Origin of the sequence: Bacillus aquiflavi (genome assembly GCF_019915265.1) — a bacterium.
GTDB lineage: Bacteria > Bacillota > Bacilli > Bacillales > Cytobacillaceae > Bacillus_BT > Bacillus_BT aquiflavi.
The window spans coordinates 1,147,161-1,167,542 of sequence record NZ_CP082780.1; the positions used below are offsets into that span (position 1 = coordinate 1,147,161).

A 20,382-nucleotide genomic window follows, 5' to 3' on the forward strand; every position below is an offset into this window, starting at 1 on the left:
ATAATGACTTGAGGGGAGGTGAACATGAATGGCAGATATATTAGAACGTGTAACAAAGATCATTGTTGACCGTCTAGGTGTAGATGAAGCTCAAGTTACATTAGAAGCTTCTTTCAAAGATGATCTCGGTGCAGATTCCCTTGATGTAGTTGAACTTGTAATGGAATTAGAAGACGAGTTTGATATGGAAATTTCCGACGATGAAGCTGAAAATATTACCACTGTCGGTGATGCAGTGAATTACATAAAAAATATCCAGTAATCGCCGAGGAAATTATACGTTTCATAATAATAGCTCGCATGTACTAAAAAATTAGAAAGCTCCGTTTATACGGGGCTTTCCAGTTTGTAGGCGCATCTGTTCTCACAGACAGAATGAAAACGTTTATCAGTCGAAGGGTGAAGCATGAGTCGGAAGCCAAAAAGAACAATTGTTATGAGCATTCAACGAAGAGCAAGCACCAAGGAATGCGAGTGTTTGTCAACAGTCAGGAAGCTCCGTTTTTAACGGGGCTTTCCAGTTTATAGACAGATCCAGCTTTAGAGTGAAAACGTATGTCGATTAGGCGTGAAGCAAGAGGTAAGTGAATAGAACAGTTGTATATAAGCTGATCATGACGAATGCCAACAGTTAGGAGATTCCGTTTGTAACTAGGCTTTATCATGTACAAAGTTTATTATATGATAAAGGCCGACAAACAATTATTCGTATTTTTATGTTAACGATATATAGTGGATTAAATTTATGCAGGGCAAGGTGGATAATCAATGCGCAAAAAAGAAAATGAAGCAAGTAGAAAAAATAATCGCGCTCAAGAAAGGAAATTCAGACAATTTCAGCAAAAGTTAGGTTTAGTATTTCATAATGAAAAATTACTCATTCAAGCATTTACTCATTCATCTTATGTGAATGAGCATCGCAAAAAACCGTTTGAAGATAATGAAAGACTAGAGTTTTTAGGAGATGCTGTTTTAGAACTAACTGTTTCTCAATTTTTATATAAAAAATATCCGCTAATGAGTGAAGGAGAATTAACGAAATTAAGGGCAGCTATTGTATGTGAACCCTCTCTCGTTTCGTTTGCGAACGAACTATCGTTTGGAGACTTCGTTCTTCTCGGAAAAGGAGAAGAGTTGACAGGTGGCAGAACCCGCCCGGCACTGCTTGCAGATGTTTTTGAGTCTTTTATTGGTGCATTATATTTAGATCAAGGAATCGAAACGGTAATCTCCTTTTTGAAAAAATCTGTTTTTCCAAAAATAAATGCTGGTGCTTTTTCTCATGTGATGGATTTCAAAAGTCAGCTTCAAGAATTTATTAAAAAAGATGGAGCAGGTACAGTCGAATATGAAATTTTAAAGGAAAAGGGTCCTGCTCATAATCGGGAATTTGTTTCAAGAGTAACATTAAATGGGGATGAACTAGGAATTGGGAAAGGCCGTTCAAAAAAAGAAGCTGAACAGTTTGCCGCACAAATGGCGCTAGAAAAAATAAAAAAGTTGTAGTTCAATACATCTTACTAGGATCTAGAGAAGGGAGGAATCATCCATGTTCCTCAAACGATTAGAGATTATTGGATTTAAATCATTTGCCAAACGGACCGAAATTGATTTTGTTCCGGGTGTGACAGCTGTAGTTGGACCTAATGGAAGCGGGAAAAGTAACATAACTGATGCGATTCGCTGGGTGCTTGGTGAACAATCAGTAAAGTCACTTCGCGGTGCAAAGATGGAGGACATCATTTTCTCTGGCAGTGATTCAAGAAAAGGTTTAAATTTTGCTGAAGTCACATTAATTTTACAAAATGATGATCAATTTTTGCCAGTTGATTTTCACGAAGTAAGTGTGACAAGAAGAGTGTATCGCACTGGTGAGAGTGAATTTTATATAAATAAACAACCATGTCGACTGAAAGATATTGTCGATTTATTTTTAGATTCTGGACTCGGAAGAGAAGCGTTCTCGATTATAAGTCAAGGAAAGGTGGAAGAAATACTTAATAGTAAGGCAGAAGACAGACGGACTATTTTTGAAGAGGCGGCTGGAGTATTAAAATATAAAAATCGCAAAAAAACAGCGGAAACAAAGCTTACAGAAACACAAGATAATCTCAATCGCGTAAATGATATTTTACATGAATTAGAGGCTCAAGTAGAACCATTAAAAAGACAGGCATCGATTGCAAATGAATATATAGAGAAGAAAGCTGGGCTTGAAAAAATTGAAGTAGCACTTACAGTCGTTGAGATTGAAGATTTACATCAACGTTGGGAACAGCTTTCTAAACAGTTGGACGATTATATCGATCAAGAAGTGAAGCTTTCGGCGACTATACATATGAAAGAAGCAAGAACAGAAGAACTTCGTACACAAATGTCTGTACTTGATGAATCGATTAATAGCTTGCAAACAGCATTATTAAACGTAAGTGAGGAGCTTGAAAAGCTTGAAGGCCGCAAACAAGTATTAAAGGAACGTAAAAAGAATGCAGTTCAAAATAAAGATCAATTAGAGAAAACAATTCATTCTATTTCAGAAAAAATCTCCTTATTTTACAAGCAAAAGCAAGAACAACAATTAACAGCTAACAGTCTTGAGGAAGAAATCGCATTACTTAAAAAAGAGCTTGACGAAAAGAATAAACAGCTGGCTTTATTTAGTGAAAATATTGAAGAACAAATTGACTCATTAAAGAGTGACTACATTGAGCAATTAAACAAACAAGCAAATGCTAAAAATGAATTACATTATTTACATCAACAAATTGAACAGCTGAGCATTCGGAGTTCAAAATTAGATAATGAAAATAAAAAATATCTTCACGAACGAAAAGAAATAAATGGACAAAGAAAAGAACTGCAGCAGTCACTTGAAAGGCTACAGTGTCAGCTTCAGGAACAAGTAATCGTATATAAAAAAGAACAACATGAGCTTGAGTTGCTTAAAAATCGCTATCAAAAACAGGAAACAAACTTATATAAAGCATATCAATTTCTGCAGCAAACAAAATCAAGAAAGGAAATGCTTGAGGAATTAGAAGAAGACTATGCAGGTTTTTATCAAGGTGTCAGAGAAATATTAAAAGCAAGAAAAAGTAAGTTAATAGGGATACATGGTGCGATTGCTGAACTAATTCAAGTACCAAAAGCATACAAAATCGCAATTGAAACCGCACTAGGCGGTGCGATGCAGCATATAGTCGTTGAAACGGAGAAAGACGCGAGAAAAGCAATTCAATATTTACAACACAATTCCTTTGGAAGAGCAACATTTTTACCGTTGTCTGTTATAAAAGAAAAAACGTTGACTAGCATGCAATTCCAAATGATCACAAACCACCCTTCCTTTATTGGGATCGCTAATAAGCTTATTCAATACGATAAGCAGTTTGCATCCGTTGTGTCGAACCTGCTTGGAACAGTCGTGATTACAAATGATCTAAAAGGCGCAAATGATTTAGCGAAACTTCTCAATTATCGAAGTAGAATTGTTACATTAGACGGGAACGTTGTAAACCCAGGTGGATCGATGACAGGTGGAGCATTAAAACAACAATCCTCTTCACTTCTTAGCCGTAAAGTTGAGTTAAAAGATATCAAAGACAAGCTAGTTGGGATGGAAGAAAAAACCGCTAAGCTAGAAGACGATGTGAAAACATTAAAAAAAGATGTTCAAGCACAAGAGCAAAAGATTGAGTCTTTGCGTAAAAATGGTGAGGAGCTTAGATTGCAGGAGCAATCATGTAAAGGCAAGATACGAGAAATAGAGATCGAACAACGAAATATAAATGAACGTCTTACTTTATATGATTTAGAAAAAGGACAATTTCATGATGACATACAGACAATGGAAAGCCGTCGCCTGGAATTGGCAGCAACACTTTCGCAAACTGAAAAAGAAATTGCTTACCTTGACAATCAAATCACCTTATTAACAGCTCAAAAAAATAATAATTTAACGACTAAAGAAGAGCTTTCAACAAAAGCGGCTGATTTAAAAGTTCACTTAACGGCAAAAAAAGAACAGTTAAATCATTGTCGTGAACGAATTGACCAATTATCTGCCGAAATAAGAGAAAATGAAGAAAAAGTATCTGTTTATAAAGAGGATTTACAATACTTATGTGATGAAATGAAAAATAGTTCATCCGGTGAAAACTCCTTAGAAGATACAGCGGCGAAAAAAAAAAAACGACATGATAAAAATGCTACAATACAGCAAATATCTTCCAGGAGACAAGAACGATTCGACATTCAAGTCGAACTTGAGCAACTTGAACTTGAAGTAAAAGAATTAAAGCGTCAACATAAAGGAATGATTCAAATTTTAAAAGATGAAGAAGTAAAGCTGAATCGTTTAGACGTTGAACTCGATAACAAACTCGCACATCTTAGGGAAGAATATTTACTAACGTTTGAAGGAGCAAAAGAACAATACCCATTAACAATGGAAGTAGAAAAAGCACGGCAAAAAGTAAAATTAATTAAGCTTTCAATCGACGAACTTGGAACCGTTAATCTCGGGGCAATTGATGAATATAACAGAGTATCGGAACGATTTGAATTTTTACTTGCTCAAAAAAATGATTTGGAAGAAGCGAAAGATACATTATTTCAAGTGATCGATGAGATGGATGAGGAAGTAAAAAAACGGTTTGTGCAAACATTTTCTGATATACGCCTTCACTTTGAAGCTGTTTTTCAAACTTTATTTGGAGGTGGAAGGGCTGATTTACAATTAACAGATCCTAATAATTTATTAACGACAGGTGTTGAAATCGTTGCACAACCTCCTGGTAAGAAACTGCAAAATTTAAGCCTATTGTCAGGAGGAGAACGTGCATTAACGGCAATTGTCCTTCTGTTCTCTATATTAAAGGTTCGTCCTGTCCCATTTTGTGTTCTAGATGAGGTTGAGGCAGCACTTGATGAAGCAAACGTTCAAAGATTTAGTCAATATTTAAAACGCTATAGTTCTGAAACTCAATTTATTGTCATTACACACCGAAAAGGGACGATGGAAGAAGCGGATGTTCTGTATGGGATAACCATGCAGGAGTCTGGTGTCTCTAAATTAGTCTCTGTCCGTCTTGAAGACACAAAAGAACTTGTAAAATCATCATAAAGGAGTGAAGTAAGATGATTTTTTTTAAACGGTTAAAGGAAAAGATTTCACAACAGGCAGATCATATTACAGAAAAGTTTAAAGAAGGATTAACGAAAACTCGAGAAGGCTTTGCAGATAAAGTAAATCATCTTATCGCAAAGTATCGGAAAATAGACGAGGATTTCTTTGAAGAACTTGAAGAGATTTTAATTAGCGCTGATGTTGGATTTGAAACAGTGATGGAGTTAATCGATGAGCTAAAAATGGAAGTAAAGCGCCGTAATATTCAAGATCCAAAAGAAATCCAGGATGTGATATCTGAAAAGCTTGTTGAGATTTATCAAGCGGGAGAAGAGGGATCAACACAGATAAATATTCAGGATGACAAACTAACTGTTATTTTATTTGTTGGTGTTAACGGCGTAGGTAAGACGACAACAATCGGCAAGCTCGCTTACAAATACAAAAACGAAGGTAAAAATGTACTATTAGCGGCAGGTGATACTTTTCGTGCAGGCGCCATAGAGCAATTAGAAGTTTGGGGAGAACGCGTTGGTGTAGAAGTCATTAAGCAAGGGGCAGGTTCAGACCCAGCTGCTGTCATGTACGATGCGATTCAAGCAGCTCGTGCCCGTAATGCAGACATCCTTCTTTGCGATACTGCTGGAAGGTTGCAAAATAAAGTGAACTTAATGAAAGAGCTGGAGAAAATCAAACGGGTTATAGAAAGAGAGATTCCGGGCGCCCCTCACGAAGTTTTGCTCGTTTTAGACGCAACAACCGGGCAAAATGCAATGGTACAAGCAAAGACATTTAAAGAAGCAACGGATGTAAGCGGAATTGTGTTAACTAAGCTCGATGGAACGGCAAAAGGAGGTATCGTCCTTGCGATCCGCAATGAACTTCACATTCCCGTGAAATTTGTTGGCTTAGGTGAGAAAATGGACGATCTTCAACAATTTGATGCAGAACAATACGTATACGGTTTGTTTGCGAATTTAGTTGAAGAAGATCATATCAATTGATAAAAAGGTAACCCCACCAAAGTGGATAGGGAAAACACTTGTAGAACCTACTATGATGTTCGTTAGGAATCTACAGGTGTTTTTTATTTGAGGATAAATGAAAGTTAAGCTTGATAGAATAGAACTTTGTAATCTGCTAAAAGACCTGATGTTTACTCACAGAATAAATACTTTCTTCCGATAAAAATGTTATTTGTTATTTGTGATGATGACTAGATATTTCCGTCTATGACTTTTTCATTGTTTTAGGTGAAATCACCTATTTTGTCAAACTTAGTCATAAAAATTTGCTATAATTTCGACAAAAGGTGAAAATAATCAAATCTTGAAAGATTTTGTAAAGATAGAAAGGTGATTGCTTATGTTTTTTTTTCGAAAAAATATCTTCCTATAGGAAGTGTTGTTGGCTTACAAAAGGATGCAAGACGTCTATTAGTAGTTGGAAGACAATTATATTCTGAAACAAATCAGATCATAAGAGATTATGCAGCTGTAGAATATCCGAATGGGTTTATCGATGCAAAAGAGAAATTTATTATGTTTAATCATGCGGATATCGCAGTTGTCTATCATTACGGTTATGTCGATGAAAAGGAAATGCAATTAGAAACATTAATAATCGAGGCAGAGAGTACGGATAACAGAGGTGCGGATGATGGGGATTTTTCAGTTTAATAAAGAATTGAGAGATCATATTTCTCATGTAACTGTAAGGTTGGAAAGTTTGTTTCAGACAGTATTCGAACAGATGGTTTATTTTCGGAAAGAGCTTGATCGACATACTGGAACAGCAGCACAGACTCTTCAACAGAAGATGGATGATCAGATTCATTACTTTAGCGAGGCGTCATTCGGATTAATGCTATTTGTTGATACTGTCAAAAGCTTTATAGCTGGTATAAATACGACTGATGAGGGTATTAATGGGTGTGCGCCCCCGATCGCAACAAGAGCGGAACGTCAATATACGTATTCAGCAGGAAGAGTTGAAGCAGAAATTAAATTAGATCCAACGGCGCTGGAACAGGCAACAAGCACGTTCCACTCTAACCTTGCTGGTTTTGAGGAGATATTGACAGTTTTTCATTCACTCTTAAATCATATTATTGCAAGCACTGACTTCCCATGGGGTGATGTAACAGAGGTTTGGCCAGAGGCGCAGAATAAAATCCAATTTGTAATAAATGAATTAAAGAACGTGTCACACAATTGATTGGAGATTCCGAAAATCTTGTCAAAGAATTAAAGCGTGTAGATCACCTACTCTCAAATCAAATGCAGCGTGTAAAGAAGGGGGATTGATAAGGATGGCAAGGGAGCAGATCGTGAAGCAAATTCTCAATAAGCATCAAGTCGAAGCAAATGAAATCATCACCGAAACCGGTTCGAATTTACTTAAACAAGCATTCGCGAAAAAATGGAACAAACTTAATCACACAAGCTTAACAGCCAATGCAAACAAAGATACGATTACTTTCGATGCAGAAGAGATAAAAGGGAAGATTAATAGTTGGATTGAACATTTAGAAGATTGTCGGGATGACGTAATAAAAAAATATATGAAAGTTGACGTCCCCTTCGAGGAAAGAAATAAAATGTCATTTATGATAGATGATATAGACTACATTCAACAAGTATATCGAGAACTAAAAGCCGAAGTAGATGAAGTGGAAATGGAGTTTGAAAATATACAGTCCGTGTATACCGCTCACCTTTGCGCCAAGCATTAAATGACATTACACGATTATACAACTCAGTAAACAATGTAAAAGGCGACTTTTCTGGCTTTAAAAATGTGTCAGTCTATGTGCATGGGATCGAATCGAATGGAAAGCAATTTCTTGAAAGTGCTAAGAAAGCGGCTCAACCAGGCGATGTAATTATGCGTGAAATGAGAAATGGGAAAAAAGAGTATTTTATTGTTTATAAGGACAAATCTGGAGACAAGGTAATAAATAAGGATTCGATAACTTTTGATCAATTAAAAACAGAAAATGCCTATAAATTTAGAAAAGGACGTCTCCACATCGTTTACGACACTGAACATAAAAACGAACACCGTCAAGAAACGAGTGACGATGTAGCGAAAAGATTGACGGAAATGGGATTAGTGAACGAAGCGACAAAAATTGATTTGTTTGCCCATAGTTATGGTGGGCGAAGGTTTTTCCAATTTGCGATGGACTACCCTGATCAAGTGCGAAGCATAACGACAATTGGGACACCGTACGATAAAAATACGATGGGCAAGCTCGGGAATAACGTCTCCATTTTACGCTGGAAATGGGTACAGAAATTAGTTGATAAAGAGCCAACTCAATATAGTGGATATGTAGATCCAAATCCAGAAAATAGACGAGTAGATAAAGGAATCGAACATAGTAATGTTTATACTGATATGACGAGCGAAGCGTTAAGCGAGGAGATGACTTATTTGAAAGCGGCAAATCCAGAAGTGTATCGAAAACTGGAAGAAATGGATATAACCGCAGTGGCAGGATATGATGTCAAAGTCCGGGCTACGAGTCTCCCTACTTATTCTTATACTGGAGGACGAGTAGATATAGAGCAATCATCAAATGATGGTGCTGTCTCAATACAAAGTCAACAAGCGGAATCGTTAGGAGCGTTAATTGATCAGCGTTTATCATATAAAGTGGATGGAGGAGCGGTTCGCCTTACGAAGCCGCCTCATATTTATGAAATAGAGAATGAGGAGTTTATCGAATTAATTAAAAAAGTAAATAAAACACAACAAGAGTAAGCAAAGGGGTGAAAAGGTTGAGAAAAAAAGCTGTCGTCATTTGCATGTTGTTTATTTCTTCACTCCTACTTATTGGCTGTGGAAAAAAAGTCACATATGTGAAGGGCTTTCCAACAAAGGATAGCCCGGCTTTAATGGAGTTTTTTCGATATTATATGACAGAAAATAACGGGAATTATTTATTTCAGAAAAATAATGAATATATTTATGCAAAAATTAATAATAATACAGATTTAAATAATATTAAATATTTTTCATTTACCGATCAACAGCTAAGTGAACATTTTAAGCCGATGTTTCAAAGTAAAAATTCAGAAAAAGCATTTTGGGCATTAAAACATGGTTCGGACGCAAAAAATGATTTGAAGCATCAAATTAATAACCTGGAAGATTATGATCTTCCAGAGGTCACTTTAGAAGAGAATAATCAATTAACAATCAAAACATCAGCCGGAAAAAAGTCATTTAACTTACCAGAAATGTTACATAAATATGGAATGACACCTACTGACAAATTAATTATTAATGTTTATTCTGTCAATTCTAATGCATTTGAGGTGAATATTGAGAATACTAAAATAGATGATCATAATGGGTTGATCGGAATTTTTATGAAAAAGGATTTTTCTGATGTTGTTGTTACAAGCACTTTTTATAAACAATTTACAAATAGCGTTAAAAAAGGCGAGTTAAAAGAGTTTAAAAAATTATTATATAAAACAGAGCTGAATAATAGGTATATTATTTTAAATGGTGGATATGGAGTTTTTGATAAAAAAAAAAAAAAAATTCATTATGTTGAAGAACCTCATTACGTTAGTGAGGACGGCAAATATGTGTATCTTAATGGAGCAAAAGGAAAACTAGAAGATGGCATTCAACGGATTCAAAAGATTGAAAATTATCTAGCTGGTAAACGACACGTACGAAGCGGAATTCAAAATTAGTTTTAAAAAAATCGCAAAAGAAGCGGGCATTAAAAGTGCTGCAGGTGTAGGAATAGCTAAAATTGTTTATTTTAATAAAGATTATATTATTTTAGGCTTACATTATCATGCCCCTATCGTTGGCGATGCCGGTTCAACTAACGTTATCATTGATTTGCAGGGGGATAAAAAGAATCCGACAGCTTATGTCGTTGATTTAGATTGGTTTTAAAGTTAAGGAGGAGTGTATTGGGGTGAAACAAAAAAGATTACGATTGATGATCTGTATTTTGTTACTTACTTGTACACTCCTCTTTTTTTATCGCTATGATACTAGTAAAGTCATATATGTGAAAGGCTTTCCAACAAAGGATAGCCCAGCGTTGTCTGAATTTTTAAGGGGTAAGCTGCCAGGGAGTAGATATAATTTTTTGTATGACGTTAATGGGATACATGTGTATACAAAAAGTAATGGAAGTAGAGATGATAAAGAAATTTCTTTTCATTACAATAAGGAAGATGACTTAAAAACATTTTATGAGCCGTTGTTTTATACAAAAGATGTAGAGAAAACCTTTTATAATTTATGGGAAAATGATGAATTAACAGATAAAATAGAACAACAAATCGCGAATAAGGATGAATTCAACCTCCCAACATTAAAGTTAGAGGAGAAAAATCAATTGTACGTTTAAAACAAGACAGAAAGAAACAATATTAGATTTACCTGAACTTATGGAAAAATTTAAACTCAACCCTGAAGATCCGTTAATTTTTAATTTTTTTAGTGTGAATGATGATCATTTCGTTATATATTTAGTAAATAAAAATCCGGAAGAAAAAATTAAATAAATCTATTGCTCTTTTTATTAAACAAGATTTATCGCGTATCGTACCGACAAGTACCGATCCAGCGACATTTAATAAAACGTTAGCTAGCGGAGAACTCGATGAATTTCATGATTTATTCTCTAATGTAAAGAATGATCATAGGTATGAAAAGTCTTTCAGACATCGCTTCGTATATGACAGAAAAGATAAGCAGCTAAAAGAAAATTGGTGAAGAAGATTATTTAAGTGAAGATGGCAAAATATGTGTATATTAATGGGCTAGAAGATCCTTTATCCGACGGCATTCAACGGATTCAAACAATTGAAAACTATATGGCCGGTAACGACGCGTACGAAGCGGAATTCAAAATTTTTTTAAAAAAATAGCGAAAGAGTCGGCTTTTTAAAAGTGCTGCAGGTGTAAAAAAACATGCACATATCTTATATTTTAATAAGGATTTTATAATCCTAAGTTTAAGTTATCATGCCCCTATCGTTGGCAATGCCGGTTCAACTAACGTCATCATTGATTTGCAGGGGGATAAAAAGAATCCGACAGCTTATGTCGTTGATTTAGATTGGTTTTAAAGTTAAGGAGGAGTGTATTGGGGTGAAACAAAAAAGATTACGATTGATGATCTGTATTTTGTTACTTGCTTGTACGCTCCTCTTTTTTTTATCGCTATGATACTAGTAAAGTCACATATGTAAAGGGCTTTCCAACAAAGGATAGCCCAGCGTTGTCTGAATTTTTAGGAGACTAAACCAACAAAGTAAGACCACACCATTTGCTAAAATCAATAAGCATCAAGTCGAAGCAAATGAAATCATCACCGAAACCGGTTCGAATTTACTTAAACAAGCATTCTCGAAAAAATGGAACAAACTTAATCACACAAGCTTAACAGCCAATGCAAACAAAGATACGATTACTTTCGATGCAGGAGAGATAAAAGGGAAGATTAATAGTTGGATTGAACATTTAGAAGATTGTCGGGATGACGTAATAAAAAAATATATGAAAGTTGATGTCCCCTTCGAGGAAAGAAATAAAATGTCATTTTATGATAGATGATATAGACTACATTCAACAAGTATATCGAGAACTAAAAGCCGAAGTAGATGAAGTGGAAATGGAGTTTGAAAATACAGTCCGTGTATACCGCTCACCTTTGCGCCAAGCATTAAATGACATTACACGATTATACAACTCAGTAAACAATGTAAAAGGCGACTTTTCTGGCTTTAAAAATGTCTCAGTCTATGTGCACGGGATCGAATCGAATGGAGAGCAATTTCTTGAAAGTGCTAAGAAAGCGGCTCAACCAGGCGATGTAATTATGCGTGAAATGAGGAAAGGGAAGAATGAATATTTTGTAGTAAATGAAGATGGAGGAATAAAGAAAATTGCGGAATTTGAAAAATTAAGATTGAAAAAAGAATTTAAAAATAAACAAGGACGCCTCCACATCGTTTACGATACTGAACATAAAAACGAACACCGTCAAGAAACGAGTGACGATGTAGCGAAAAGATTGACGGAAATGGGATTAGTGAACGAAGCGACAAAGATTGATTTGTTTGCCCATAGTTATGGTGGGCGAAGGTTTTTCCAATTTGCGATGGACTACCCTGATCAAGTGCGAAGCATAACGACAATTGGGACACCGTACGATAAAAATACGATGGGCAAGCTCGGGAATAACGTCTCCATTTTACGCTGGAAATGGGTACAGAAATTAGTTGATAAAGAGCCAACTCAATATAGTGGATATGTAGATCCAAATCCAGAAAATAGACGAGTAGATAAAGGAATCGAACATAGTAATGTTTATACTGATATGACGAGCGAAGCGTTAAGCGAGGAGATGACTTATTTGAAAGCGGCAAATCCAGAAGTGTATCGAAAACTGGAAGAAATGGATATAACCGCAGTGGCAGGATATGATGTCAAAGTCCAGGCTACGAGTCTCCCTACTTATTCTTATACTGGAGGACGAGTAGATGTAGAGCAATCATCAAATGATGGTGCTGTCTCAATACAAAGTCAACAAGCGGAATCGTTAGGAGCGTTAATTGATCAGCGTTTATCATATAAAGTGGATGGAGGAGCGGTTCGCCTTACGAAGCCGCCTCATATTTATGAAATAGAGAATGAGGAGTTTATCGAATTAATTAAAAAAGTAAATAAAAACACAACAAGAGTAAGCAAAGGGGGGTGAAAAGGTTGAGAAAAAAAGCTGTCGTCATTTGCATGTTGTTTATTTCTTCACTCCTACTTATTGGCTGTGGAAATAAAGTCATATATGTGAAGGGCTTTCCAACAAAGGATAGCCCAGCGTTGTCTGAATTTTTAAGGGGTATGATGCCAGGAAGCGGATATAATTTTTTGTATGATGTTAACGGGGTTCATGTGTATATAAAAAGAAATAGGAATGAAGATTATAAAGAAGTTTCTTTTCATTACAATAAGGAAGACGAATAAAAAACATTTTATGAACCGATATTTTATACAAAAGATGTAGAGAAAACCTTTAATAATTTATGGGGAAATGATGAATTCACAGATAAAATAGAACAACAAATCGCGAATAAGGATGAATTTAACCTCCCAACATTAAAGTTAGAAGAGAAAAATCAATTGTACGTTAAAACAAGACAGAAAGAAACAATATTAGATTTACCTGAGCTTATGGAAAAATTTAAACTTAAGCCAGATGATGAGTTAGTTTTTAATCTGTATAATATGAATGCTGATCATTTTATTGTATATTTAAAAAATTTAAATCAGGAAGAAAAGTTAAATAAATCTATTGCTCTTTTTATTAAACAAGATTTATCGCGTATCGTACCGACAAGTACCGATCCAGAGGCATTTAATAAAACGTTAGCTAGCGGAGAACTTGATGAATTTCATGATTTATTTTCTAATGTAAAAAGTGATCATAGGTTTGAAAAAACATTCATCTATCGCTTCGTATATGACAGAAAAGATAAGCAGCTAAAAGAAATTGGTGAAGAAGATTATTTAAGTGAAGACGGCAAATATGTGTATCTTAATGGAGCAAAAGGAAAACTAGAAGATGGCATTCAACGGATTCAAAAGATTGAAAATTATCTAGCTGGTAACGACACGTACGAAGCGGAATTCAAAATTAGTTTTAAAAAAATCGCAAAAGAAGCGGGCATTAAAAGTGCTGCAGGTGTAGGAATAGCTAAAAAATTGTTTATTTTAATAAAGATTATATTATTTTAGGCTTACATTATCATGCCCCTATCGTTGGCGATGCCGGTTCAACTAACGTTATCATTGATTTGCAGGGGGATAAAAAGAATCCGACAGCTTATGTCGTTGATTTAGATTGGTTTTAAAGTTAAGGAGGAGTGTATTGGGGTGAAACAAAAAAGAATACGATTGATGATCTGTATTTTGTTACTTGCTTGTACGCTCCTCTTTTTTTATCGCTATGATACTAGTAAAGTCACATATGTGAAGGGCTTTCCAACAAAGGATAGCCCAGCGTTGTCAGAATTTTTAAGAGGGAGTAGATATATATTTTTTGTATGATGTAACGGGGGGGTTGATGTGTATATAAAAAGAAATAGGAATGAAGATTATAAAGAAGTTTCTTTTCATTACAATAAGGAAGACGAATTAAAAAAAAAAAACATTTTATGAACCGTTATTTTATACAAAAGATGTAGAGAAAACCTATTATAATTTATGGGAAAATGATGAATTAACAGATAAGATAGAACAACAAATCGCGAATAAGGATGAATTTAACCTCCCAACATTAAAGTTAGAGGGGAAAAAACATTTGTACGTAAACAAGACGGAAAGAAACAATATTAGATTTACAGGCGATGTAATTGTAGGTGATGTGAGGAATGACGGGAAGAAATATTATATTATTTTAGGTAATGGAAAAGGAAAAAGCAATGAATAGATATTATCATCTTGTAGCAAGTGAGGGAAAAAGTCTGGCTTTAGAAAAGGGGGAAGTTGATGCAGAAGAAAAGAGTATTTTACATATTTATTATCGTAGTTTGTTTTTTAATTTTTTTTCCTACTAATCTAGCTTCAGCGGAGAACAGCTTAATAAAAATATTAGTTGAAGAGGGTTATGATGGAAAGATTAAAAATAATAAAGGATTTCCGATAAAAATAACAGTGGAAAACGATGGACCTGATTTCAGCGGAGATTTAGTTGTCGACTATTTTACAGATCACCAAACGGGCGGTGCCCACGTAGTTCGGATCGAAGCACCAAAAGGAAGTAAGAAAACGTATACGATCTCACTTCCTGGATTATCTGAAAATTATACATATTTAAAACAAAATGAAGCTGGTATCCATTTATATAAAGGGGGCTGGAGAACTGGCGAGGAAATAAAGTTTAACGGAAAAGACAAATTAGCGCCTCAATTTATAAATACTCCAGCACTTACAAAAGGAATTTTAAGTGAAGATCCAGATAGACTTCGCGAATTATTCGGGGAAGAAACGTTCCAATTAAATAAAGAAACACTACCAAAAGAATCATTAGGCTTGGAATTTTTTGATTTCTTAATTATTGATCGTTATCCAGTCTCACAATTAAGTGAAAAACAGCAGCAAGCGATTGTGAATTGGGTAAAGAACGGTGGGAATTTAATCGTCGGTACATCACCTAACATGAACAAAACATTAGGTCATTTATCGAAATTTATCCCAATGGAAATGGAGACAGAACAAACTCTTCACGATTTATCTTTTTTAAAAACAGAACAAAGTGAGCAAATAGATTTTCAACAATTAACCGTAACAACTGGTGCTGTCGATAACGAAGCAATTGTGTTAAAAACAGCAGACTCAATGCCAGTTATCATTCAGAAAAAAATTGGCAAAGGAAGTGTTGTCCAAACAACATTTTCATTAAGTAACGAACAGTTATCAACGTGGAAAGGGTATGAAAGCTGGTTTAAGACGATGGTAGAGGAAATTGATCAGAAGCAAATAAAAAATCATCCTCAATCACCCGATCGTTATTTTGATCCTCTTTATAAAATTTTTGCTGCAGTGAATGAATATTTTTCTTCTCAATTTAAAATAAGTTTTTTAGTCATCTTTTTAATTGTGTATCTTCTTATCGTTGGACCTGGTTCTTATTATGTTTTAAGAAGGTTTGATAAACGCGAACATGCTTGGTGGCTTATTCCTGCTTTTTCACTAGTCGCTTCAGCTGCACTGTTTGGGATCGGTGCAAAGGATCGGCTTTCAAAACCGCAAATAAGTCAACTGGGTGTATATAGTGTAAAGGATAATGGATTAAATGGGTATATGGCAGTATCATTTTTCTCCAATAAAGGTGGAGAATATCAACTTGCGAACGCAAAAGATGAATTTATCAGCATTCCTAAATTGTTAGATCGGCCTTTTGAAGATCAAAAACAATTTTCAATGCTTGAGGAAACAGGAACAGAACGAATGACAATTTTTCCAAATGTGGAATATTGGTCAACGCGAACCGTATATGGAAAAGCACAAAAGCAAGATGTTGGTCATTTTGAAGTTGACCTCACTATAGAGGAAGGAGCTTTAGTTGGAACGATTAAGAACAATTTACCTTTTGATTTTGAAAATATATACGCTCTTGTTGGTAAGGAGAAATATGAGCTTGGCAATGTTATTCAGGGAGGAACATTACATGTGCGTGAGCGACTGAATCAGAAAATATTATCGTCTCCGACTGAACTTACTTACGATCATTTCAATGCGATAAATAAGGAAAAAATCGCTTCCGTCAAAAAGGAAAGCATGGAGTACATTACATCAGAATATTTATTAAACGATGCCCGCAAGGAAAATTTGCCAGTTATAATTGGTTATACAACTGACCCAGTTAATAAAGTGCAGATGAAAGGTAAACAAGGAGATACAACATCCCTATCGTTAATTTCACAGCCATTTTTAGTTGATGATCAATTTGAAGGAGCGTTCAGGTTAGAATCAAACATGTTTAGTTATGAAATAGTCGTTATCGATGGGGTAGCGCCTGATAACTATAATGGTACTTCAAAGGGGGCTCTACTTGAAAACGGAGTATACGACTTTGTTGTACATCTTCCGAAACAAATTAGAGTAGACAAAACATTATTTAAAAGACTGGAAATGAGTTTTTGGGATCAAGAGCTTAATTATTCGATTTTAAATCATAAAACGGGTCAATTTGAACCAATTACTACTTCCCGTCACGATATTACGGACAATGTTAACCATTATATACATGAAGATGGCGAGCTAATTATTAGACTGAAAAAATCAACAATAGAAAGTATCCATGTTTCAATGCCAAGTATTAGATTGGAAGGGGAGGGACTGCAATGATTAAGGTCATCAATTTAACGAAGCGATATGGCAATTTTACAGCACTTGATCGTTTAAATCTCCAAATAGATAAAGGAACAGTCTTTGGATTTGTAGGACAAAACGGAGCGGGAAAATCGACAACATTTTCAATTTTGGCGACTTTATTATCACCGACATCAGGAACAGCATTTATTAACGGATATAATATTTCTATCGAACCAGAGCAAGTACGAAAACAAATCGGCTATATGCCTGATTTCTTCGGTGTATATGACCAGCTAAAGGCATATGAATATTTAGACTTTTATGGTGCTAGTTATGGAATAACTGTAAAAGAACGGAATGGATTAATCCCCCAATTGTTAGAATTAGTTAACTTGTCTCATAAACGAGACGCTTATGTTGATCTTCTTTCAAGAGGGATGAAACAGCGCTTATGTTTAGCTCGTTCTCTTATACATGACCCTGAAGTACTTATCCTTGATGAACCGGCATCTGGCTTAGATCCGAAGGCTCGGATGGAGATGAGGGAGATTTTAAAAGAATTAAAAGAAATGGGAAAGACAATACTCATCTCCTCTCATATTCTCAAAGAATTAGCGGAAACGTGCGATGTTCTCGGGATTATTGATGAAGGTAAGCTTATTACAAAAGGAACGGTTGCCGAAATTCAACAAAGGTTAAAAGGAGAAGCAGTGATTGTTGTAAAAGTTAATGGCGATCGTGCGGAAGCGATAGCTTTTTTTGAAGACGATCATCACGTTTCCAAAGTAATCGTTCACGAAGAAGAATCGAGCTTTGAGTTATTATATCGAGGAGATAAAGAAGAACAAGCTTTATTATTACAGCGAGCCCTAAAACAGAATATTCCAGTTATTAGTTTTTCTGAAGTAGAAACAAATCTCGAAGATGTGTTTATGGAAATGATGAAAGGAGTGGAACAAACATGAGAAATTTATTGATAAACCCAGTACTAAATAAAGAATTTAAACTGCGTTTCCGCTCTGCAAAATCTTTTTTAGGAATCTTCTTTTATCTATTAGTCGTAAGTATCATCGTTCTCGGCTTAATTTTTCTTGAATCAATTAGCTCTGGCGTTAATTTTTTTGGGACCCACCAAAGTCGAACAACGTTTCATTTACTTTCGTTTTTACAGCTCGTTTTAATTTTATTTATGACCCCAGGGTTAACTGCTGGGGTCATTAGCAGCGAACGGGAAAAACAAACATTAAATATTTTATTAACAACGAGTCAAAGCTCAACAAGTATTATAATCGGCAAGCTTATTTCGGCCTTTTCATATTTATTATTCTTAATTATTGCTAGTCTTCCTATTTATAGCTTTGTGTTTTTGTTCGGAGGTGTTTCTCCTGGCCAATTAATGATAACGTTAGCTTTTTATTTATTTACTACTTTTGCATTTGGGAGTATAGGCATTTTATTTTCGACTCTTTTTCGTAAAACAATCATTTCAATTGTAACGACATATGGGGTAACACTGTTTTTGTTTGTAGGGACTGGTGTGTTAGCAATTATTATTATGGGGATTTCTAGCAAACAAGTAACATTTTCATTTCTTCCATACTTTTTAGCGACCTTTAACCCGGGGATTGTATTATTAGACATTTTCGATGTGATGCTTGTAGATCGAGTGTATCTTATAACAGGAGGAAATCAAATGCCACTTTGGATCGCTTATATTATTACATATACAGTTATTATGTTGTTGGCATTATTTCTAAGTATTCGGAAACTCCGCCCAAGTATGAATGTAAAAGAAATGTCTAAGGAATGAGAGAATGGATGAAAAAAAAAAAAACAATTCCTTACCTTACTGAAGGCTGTCCGTCATCAGCTTACAAAGCAGCATATTTTAAAAGAAGGACAACAAATGCTCGTGTATAGCGGATGTGTGCTGTTAATTTTCCTTATCTTTGCGAGATTCATTGTTCTTCCATTTTTATTGCGGTATTTTTTTATTTTGATTGGGGTTTTATGTCTCATCTTTATGTTTCGAATATGGAAGAGAAGACCTAATTTGTACGATGCTGCGGCTATTTATAATAAATTTGTCCCTGATGATCGTGTCATTACGGCGATGTCTTTTTTACAAGAGGATGGACTGATAAAGCGGCTGCAATTAATCGATACTGTTGATCATATGAGAAGACAGCAGCAAATAGTGTTAAAGAGAAAAAAACAAATGTTCAACTTCCAACACTTACTATCAGGAGGAGTTCTAATAAGCATTGCATGTTTATTAATGTTTTTCCCAAATGAAAAAGATGAATATTGCGAGCAAAAAAAACAAAAGAATTACAACTGATGAAAAAGAACGAAAAGGAATTAGCAACTATTGAGAAAAAAATAACTGATTCGATCGCAAAAGAAGAAGTTGAAAAAGCAAGAAAGGAAATAAGTAAACACGATACTGCTGATGATGCTTTAACAGAGCTTGTAAAACAAACGAACGAGCTTCAATTAAAGGAATTAAAAGAAAAGGAAAAAGGAGAAGAGTTGCAAAAGTGGCAGCAACAACTTGATGAAGCTGGATTGTCTGAATTATCAAAAGCAATCGAAGCGAAAGATACAGCACAAGTAGAAAATGAGCTAGAAAAAAACTGAAAAAAAAACGAGAGGATCTTAATAACGAACAAAAAAGCGCTTTAAATCAGTTCTCGAAAATGGAAAACGGAAAAATAGGACAACAAGTTTCTGCGATGCAAAAGAAAATAGATGAAGCATTACAAGCAGACGAGAGGATGGCTTCTCTTTCTGCGGTTCAAAAAGAACTGGTTGCACAAGCAGAAAATTTGAAACAGGAGATGGTAGCAAACGGATTGAATCCTACAACAACAAATTTGTCTTCTTCATCTCAACGATATGGAAAAAATCAGGAAAATGATAGTAAAGATAGTGGAGCTAATGAACATATAGGCACAGAAAAAGAAAGCGAGAGCGGAAATGAAACAAGCTCGAACGCAAAAAAAGAGAATGAGAGCGGAAATGAAACAGACTCATTGAAAGCAGAAAAAGAGAGCAGTAATAGTAATAAAGAGGGAATTAGTTCACAAATAGAAAACAGTAACGAAAAAGGATCAGAGTTGGATGCAAATTCTCAGCATCTTCTTACTTTTCCTGAAAGAATTACTGGGGATCATCATATAAAAGAAGATTTTGGCTCATTCGAAAAAGGTCAAGAGCAACAAGCAGAAAATGATGAGCTTGTTTTAAAGGGAAGCATACGACCGTATGAAGAGGTATACGGACAATATGAAGAGGCTTATAGAGAAAGTATTAACCGGATGAAACTTCCACATGACTTAGAGGATATTGTAAAAGCCTATTTTTTAAATGTAGATCCAAATAAGGAGTGA

21 protein-coding genes are annotated in these 20,382 nt (G+C 35.1%); all 21 read left to right on the top strand.

The annotated features are described in order from the left end of the window. Positions 1–28 precede the first annotated feature (28 nt). Positions 29–262 (top strand): acyl carrier protein, encoded by a 234-nt coding sequence (locus K6959_RS05805; RefSeq protein ID WP_163242815.1) that lies wholly within the window; start codon positions 29–31, stop codon positions 260–262. A gap of 506 nt (positions 263–768) precedes the next feature. Next, positions 769–1,506: a ribonuclease III gene (rnc, locus tag K6959_RS05810; protein ID WP_223087888.1), complete on the top strand. Its 738-nt coding sequence runs from the start codon at positions 769–771 to the stop codon at positions 1,504–1,506. A gap of 43 nt (positions 1,507–1,549) precedes the next feature. Beyond that, the gene (gene smc / locus K6959_RS05815) at positions 1,550–5,125 is read left to right on the top strand and encodes a chromosome segregation protein SMC (protein ID WP_223087889.1); all 3,576 of its coding nucleotides are present in this window, start codon (positions 1,550–1,552) and stop codon (positions 5,123–5,125) included. A gap of 14 nt (positions 5,126–5,139) precedes the next feature. Continuing rightward, positions 5,140–6,132: a signal recognition particle-docking protein FtsY gene (gene ftsY / locus K6959_RS05820; RefSeq protein ID WP_223087891.1), complete on the top strand. Its 993-nt coding sequence runs from the start codon at positions 5,140–5,142 to the stop codon at positions 6,130–6,132. A gap of 351 nt (positions 6,133–6,483) precedes the next feature. Further along, complete coding sequence (locus K6959_RS05825) at positions 6,484–6,807, top strand: DUF4176 domain-containing protein (RefSeq protein ID WP_262421904.1); 324 nt, start codon at positions 6,484–6,486, stop codon at positions 6,805–6,807. Next, complete coding sequence (locus K6959_RS05830) at positions 6,788–7,345, top strand: hypothetical protein (RefSeq protein ID WP_223087893.1); 558 nt, start codon at positions 6,788–6,790, stop codon at positions 7,343–7,345. Before K6959_RS05825 ends, K6959_RS05830 begins: the two co-directional genes overlap by 20 nt. Before the next feature lie 94 nt (positions 7,346–7,439). Further along, positions 7,440–7,862: a hypothetical protein gene (locus K6959_RS05835; RefSeq protein ID WP_223087894.1), complete on the top strand. Its 423-nt coding sequence runs from the start codon at positions 7,440–7,442 to the stop codon at positions 7,860–7,862. Next, positions 7,847–8,896, top strand: coding sequence for an alpha/beta hydrolase family protein (locus tag K6959_RS05840; RefSeq protein WP_223087895.1), 1,050 nt, complete (start codon positions 7,847–7,849; stop codon positions 8,894–8,896). The genes K6959_RS05835 and K6959_RS05840 overlap by 16 nt, the downstream gene beginning before the upstream one ends. A 17-nt stretch (positions 8,897–8,913) precedes the next feature. After that, a complete protein-coding gene (locus tag K6959_RS05845; RefSeq protein ID WP_223087897.1) occupies positions 8,914–9,843 on the top strand; it encodes a hypothetical protein in 930 nt (309 codons plus the stop codon). Between the two features lie 233 nt (positions 9,844–10,076). After that, on the top strand, positions 10,077–10,517 hold the full coding sequence (locus K6959_RS05850) for a hypothetical protein (RefSeq protein WP_223087899.1): 441 nt from the start codon (positions 10,077–10,079) through the stop codon (positions 10,515–10,517). Positions 10,518–10,899: 382 nt separating this feature from the next. Beyond that, a complete protein-coding gene (locus tag K6959_RS05855; protein WP_223087900.1) occupies positions 10,900–11,040 on the top strand; it encodes a hypothetical protein in 141 nt (46 codons plus the stop codon). A 677-nt stretch (positions 11,041–11,717) separates the two neighbouring features. Next, entirely contained in the window at positions 11,718–12,875 is a 1,158-nt protein-coding gene (locus K6959_RS05860) for an alpha/beta hydrolase family protein (RefSeq protein ID WP_223087902.1), read from the top strand. 5 nt (positions 12,876–12,880) lie between these two features. Continuing rightward, positions 12,881–13,138, top strand: coding sequence for a hypothetical protein (locus K6959_RS05865; protein WP_223087903.1), 258 nt, complete (start codon positions 12,881–12,883; stop codon positions 13,136–13,138). Positions 13,139–13,294: 156 nt separating this feature from the next. Next, entirely contained in the window at positions 13,295–13,909 is a 615-nt protein-coding gene (locus tag K6959_RS05870; protein ID WP_223087905.1) for a hypothetical protein, read from the top strand. 565 nt (positions 13,910–14,474) lie between these two features. Further along, on the top strand, positions 14,475–14,603 hold the full coding sequence (locus K6959_RS18865; protein ID WP_262421905.1) for a hypothetical protein: 129 nt from the start codon (positions 14,475–14,477) through the stop codon (positions 14,601–14,603). Between the two features lie 59 nt (positions 14,604–14,662). Next, a complete protein-coding gene (locus K6959_RS05875) occupies positions 14,663–17,023 on the top strand; it encodes a DUF7408 domain-containing protein (protein WP_223087907.1) in 2,361 nt (786 codons plus the stop codon). Then, positions 17,020–17,955, top strand: coding sequence for an ABC transporter ATP-binding protein (locus K6959_RS05880; protein WP_163240087.1), 936 nt, complete (start codon positions 17,020–17,022; stop codon positions 17,953–17,955). Before K6959_RS05875 ends, K6959_RS05880 begins: the two co-directional genes overlap by 4 nt. Further along, positions 17,952–18,800: an ABC transporter permease gene (locus tag K6959_RS05885; RefSeq protein WP_223087909.1), complete on the top strand. Its 849-nt coding sequence runs from the start codon at positions 17,952–17,954 to the stop codon at positions 18,798–18,800. The genes K6959_RS05880 and K6959_RS05885 overlap by 4 nt, the downstream gene beginning before the upstream one ends. A gap of 96 nt (positions 18,801–18,896) precedes the next feature. Further along, on the top strand, positions 18,897–19,331 hold the full coding sequence (locus K6959_RS05890; protein ID WP_223087910.1) for a hypothetical protein: 435 nt from the start codon (positions 18,897–18,899) through the stop codon (positions 19,329–19,331). Continuing rightward, a complete protein-coding gene (locus K6959_RS05895) occupies positions 19,331–19,630 on the top strand; it encodes a hypothetical protein (protein WP_223087912.1) in 300 nt (99 codons plus the stop codon). Before K6959_RS05890 ends, K6959_RS05895 begins: the two co-directional genes overlap by 1 nt. A 59-nt stretch (positions 19,631–19,689) precedes the next feature. Then, entirely contained in the window at positions 19,690–20,382 is a 693-nt protein-coding gene (locus K6959_RS05900; protein WP_223087913.1) for a hypothetical protein, read from the top strand.

Coding starts and splice junctions, on each gene's coding strand:
- K6959_RS05805 (WP_163242815.1), top strand. CDS start 29: ATGGCAGATATATTAGAACGTGTAACAAAGATCATTGTTGACCGTCTA.
- rnc (WP_223087888.1), top strand. CDS start 769: ATGCGCAAAAAAGAAAATGAAGCAAGTAGAAAAAATAATCGCGCTCAA.
- smc (WP_223087889.1), top strand. CDS start 1,550: ATGTTCCTCAAACGATTAGAGATTATTGGATTTAAATCATTTGCCAAA.
- ftsY (WP_223087891.1), top strand. CDS start 5,140: ATGATTTTTTTTAAACGGTTAAAGGAAAAGATTTCACAACAGGCAGAT.
- K6959_RS05830 (WP_223087893.1), top strand. CDS start 6,788: ATGGGGATTTTTCAGTTTAATAAAGAATTGAGAGATCATATTTCTCAT.
- K6959_RS05835 (WP_223087894.1), top strand. CDS start 7,440: ATGGCAAGGGAGCAGATCGTGAAGCAAATTCTCAATAAGCATCAAGTC.
- K6959_RS05860 (WP_223087902.1), top strand. CDS start 11,718: ATGATAGATGATATAGACTACATTCAACAAGTATATCGAGAACTAAAA.
- K6959_RS05875 (WP_223087907.1), top strand. CDS start 14,663: ATGCAGAAGAAAAGAGTATTTTACATATTTATTATCGTAGTTTGTTTT.
- K6959_RS05880 (WP_163240087.1), top strand. CDS start 17,020: ATGATTAAGGTCATCAATTTAACGAAGCGATATGGCAATTTTACAGCA.
- K6959_RS05885 (WP_223087909.1), top strand. CDS start 17,952: ATGAGAAATTTATTGATAAACCCAGTACTAAATAAAGAATTTAAACTG.
- K6959_RS05890 (WP_223087910.1), top strand. CDS start 18,897: ATGCTCGTGTATAGCGGATGTGTGCTGTTAATTTTCCTTATCTTTGCG.
- K6959_RS05895 (WP_223087912.1), top strand. CDS start 19,331: ATGAAAAAGAACGAAAAGGAATTAGCAACTATTGAGAAAAAAATAACT.
- K6959_RS05900 (WP_223087913.1), top strand. CDS start 19,690: ATGGAAAACGGAAAAATAGGACAACAAGTTTCTGCGATGCAAAAGAAA.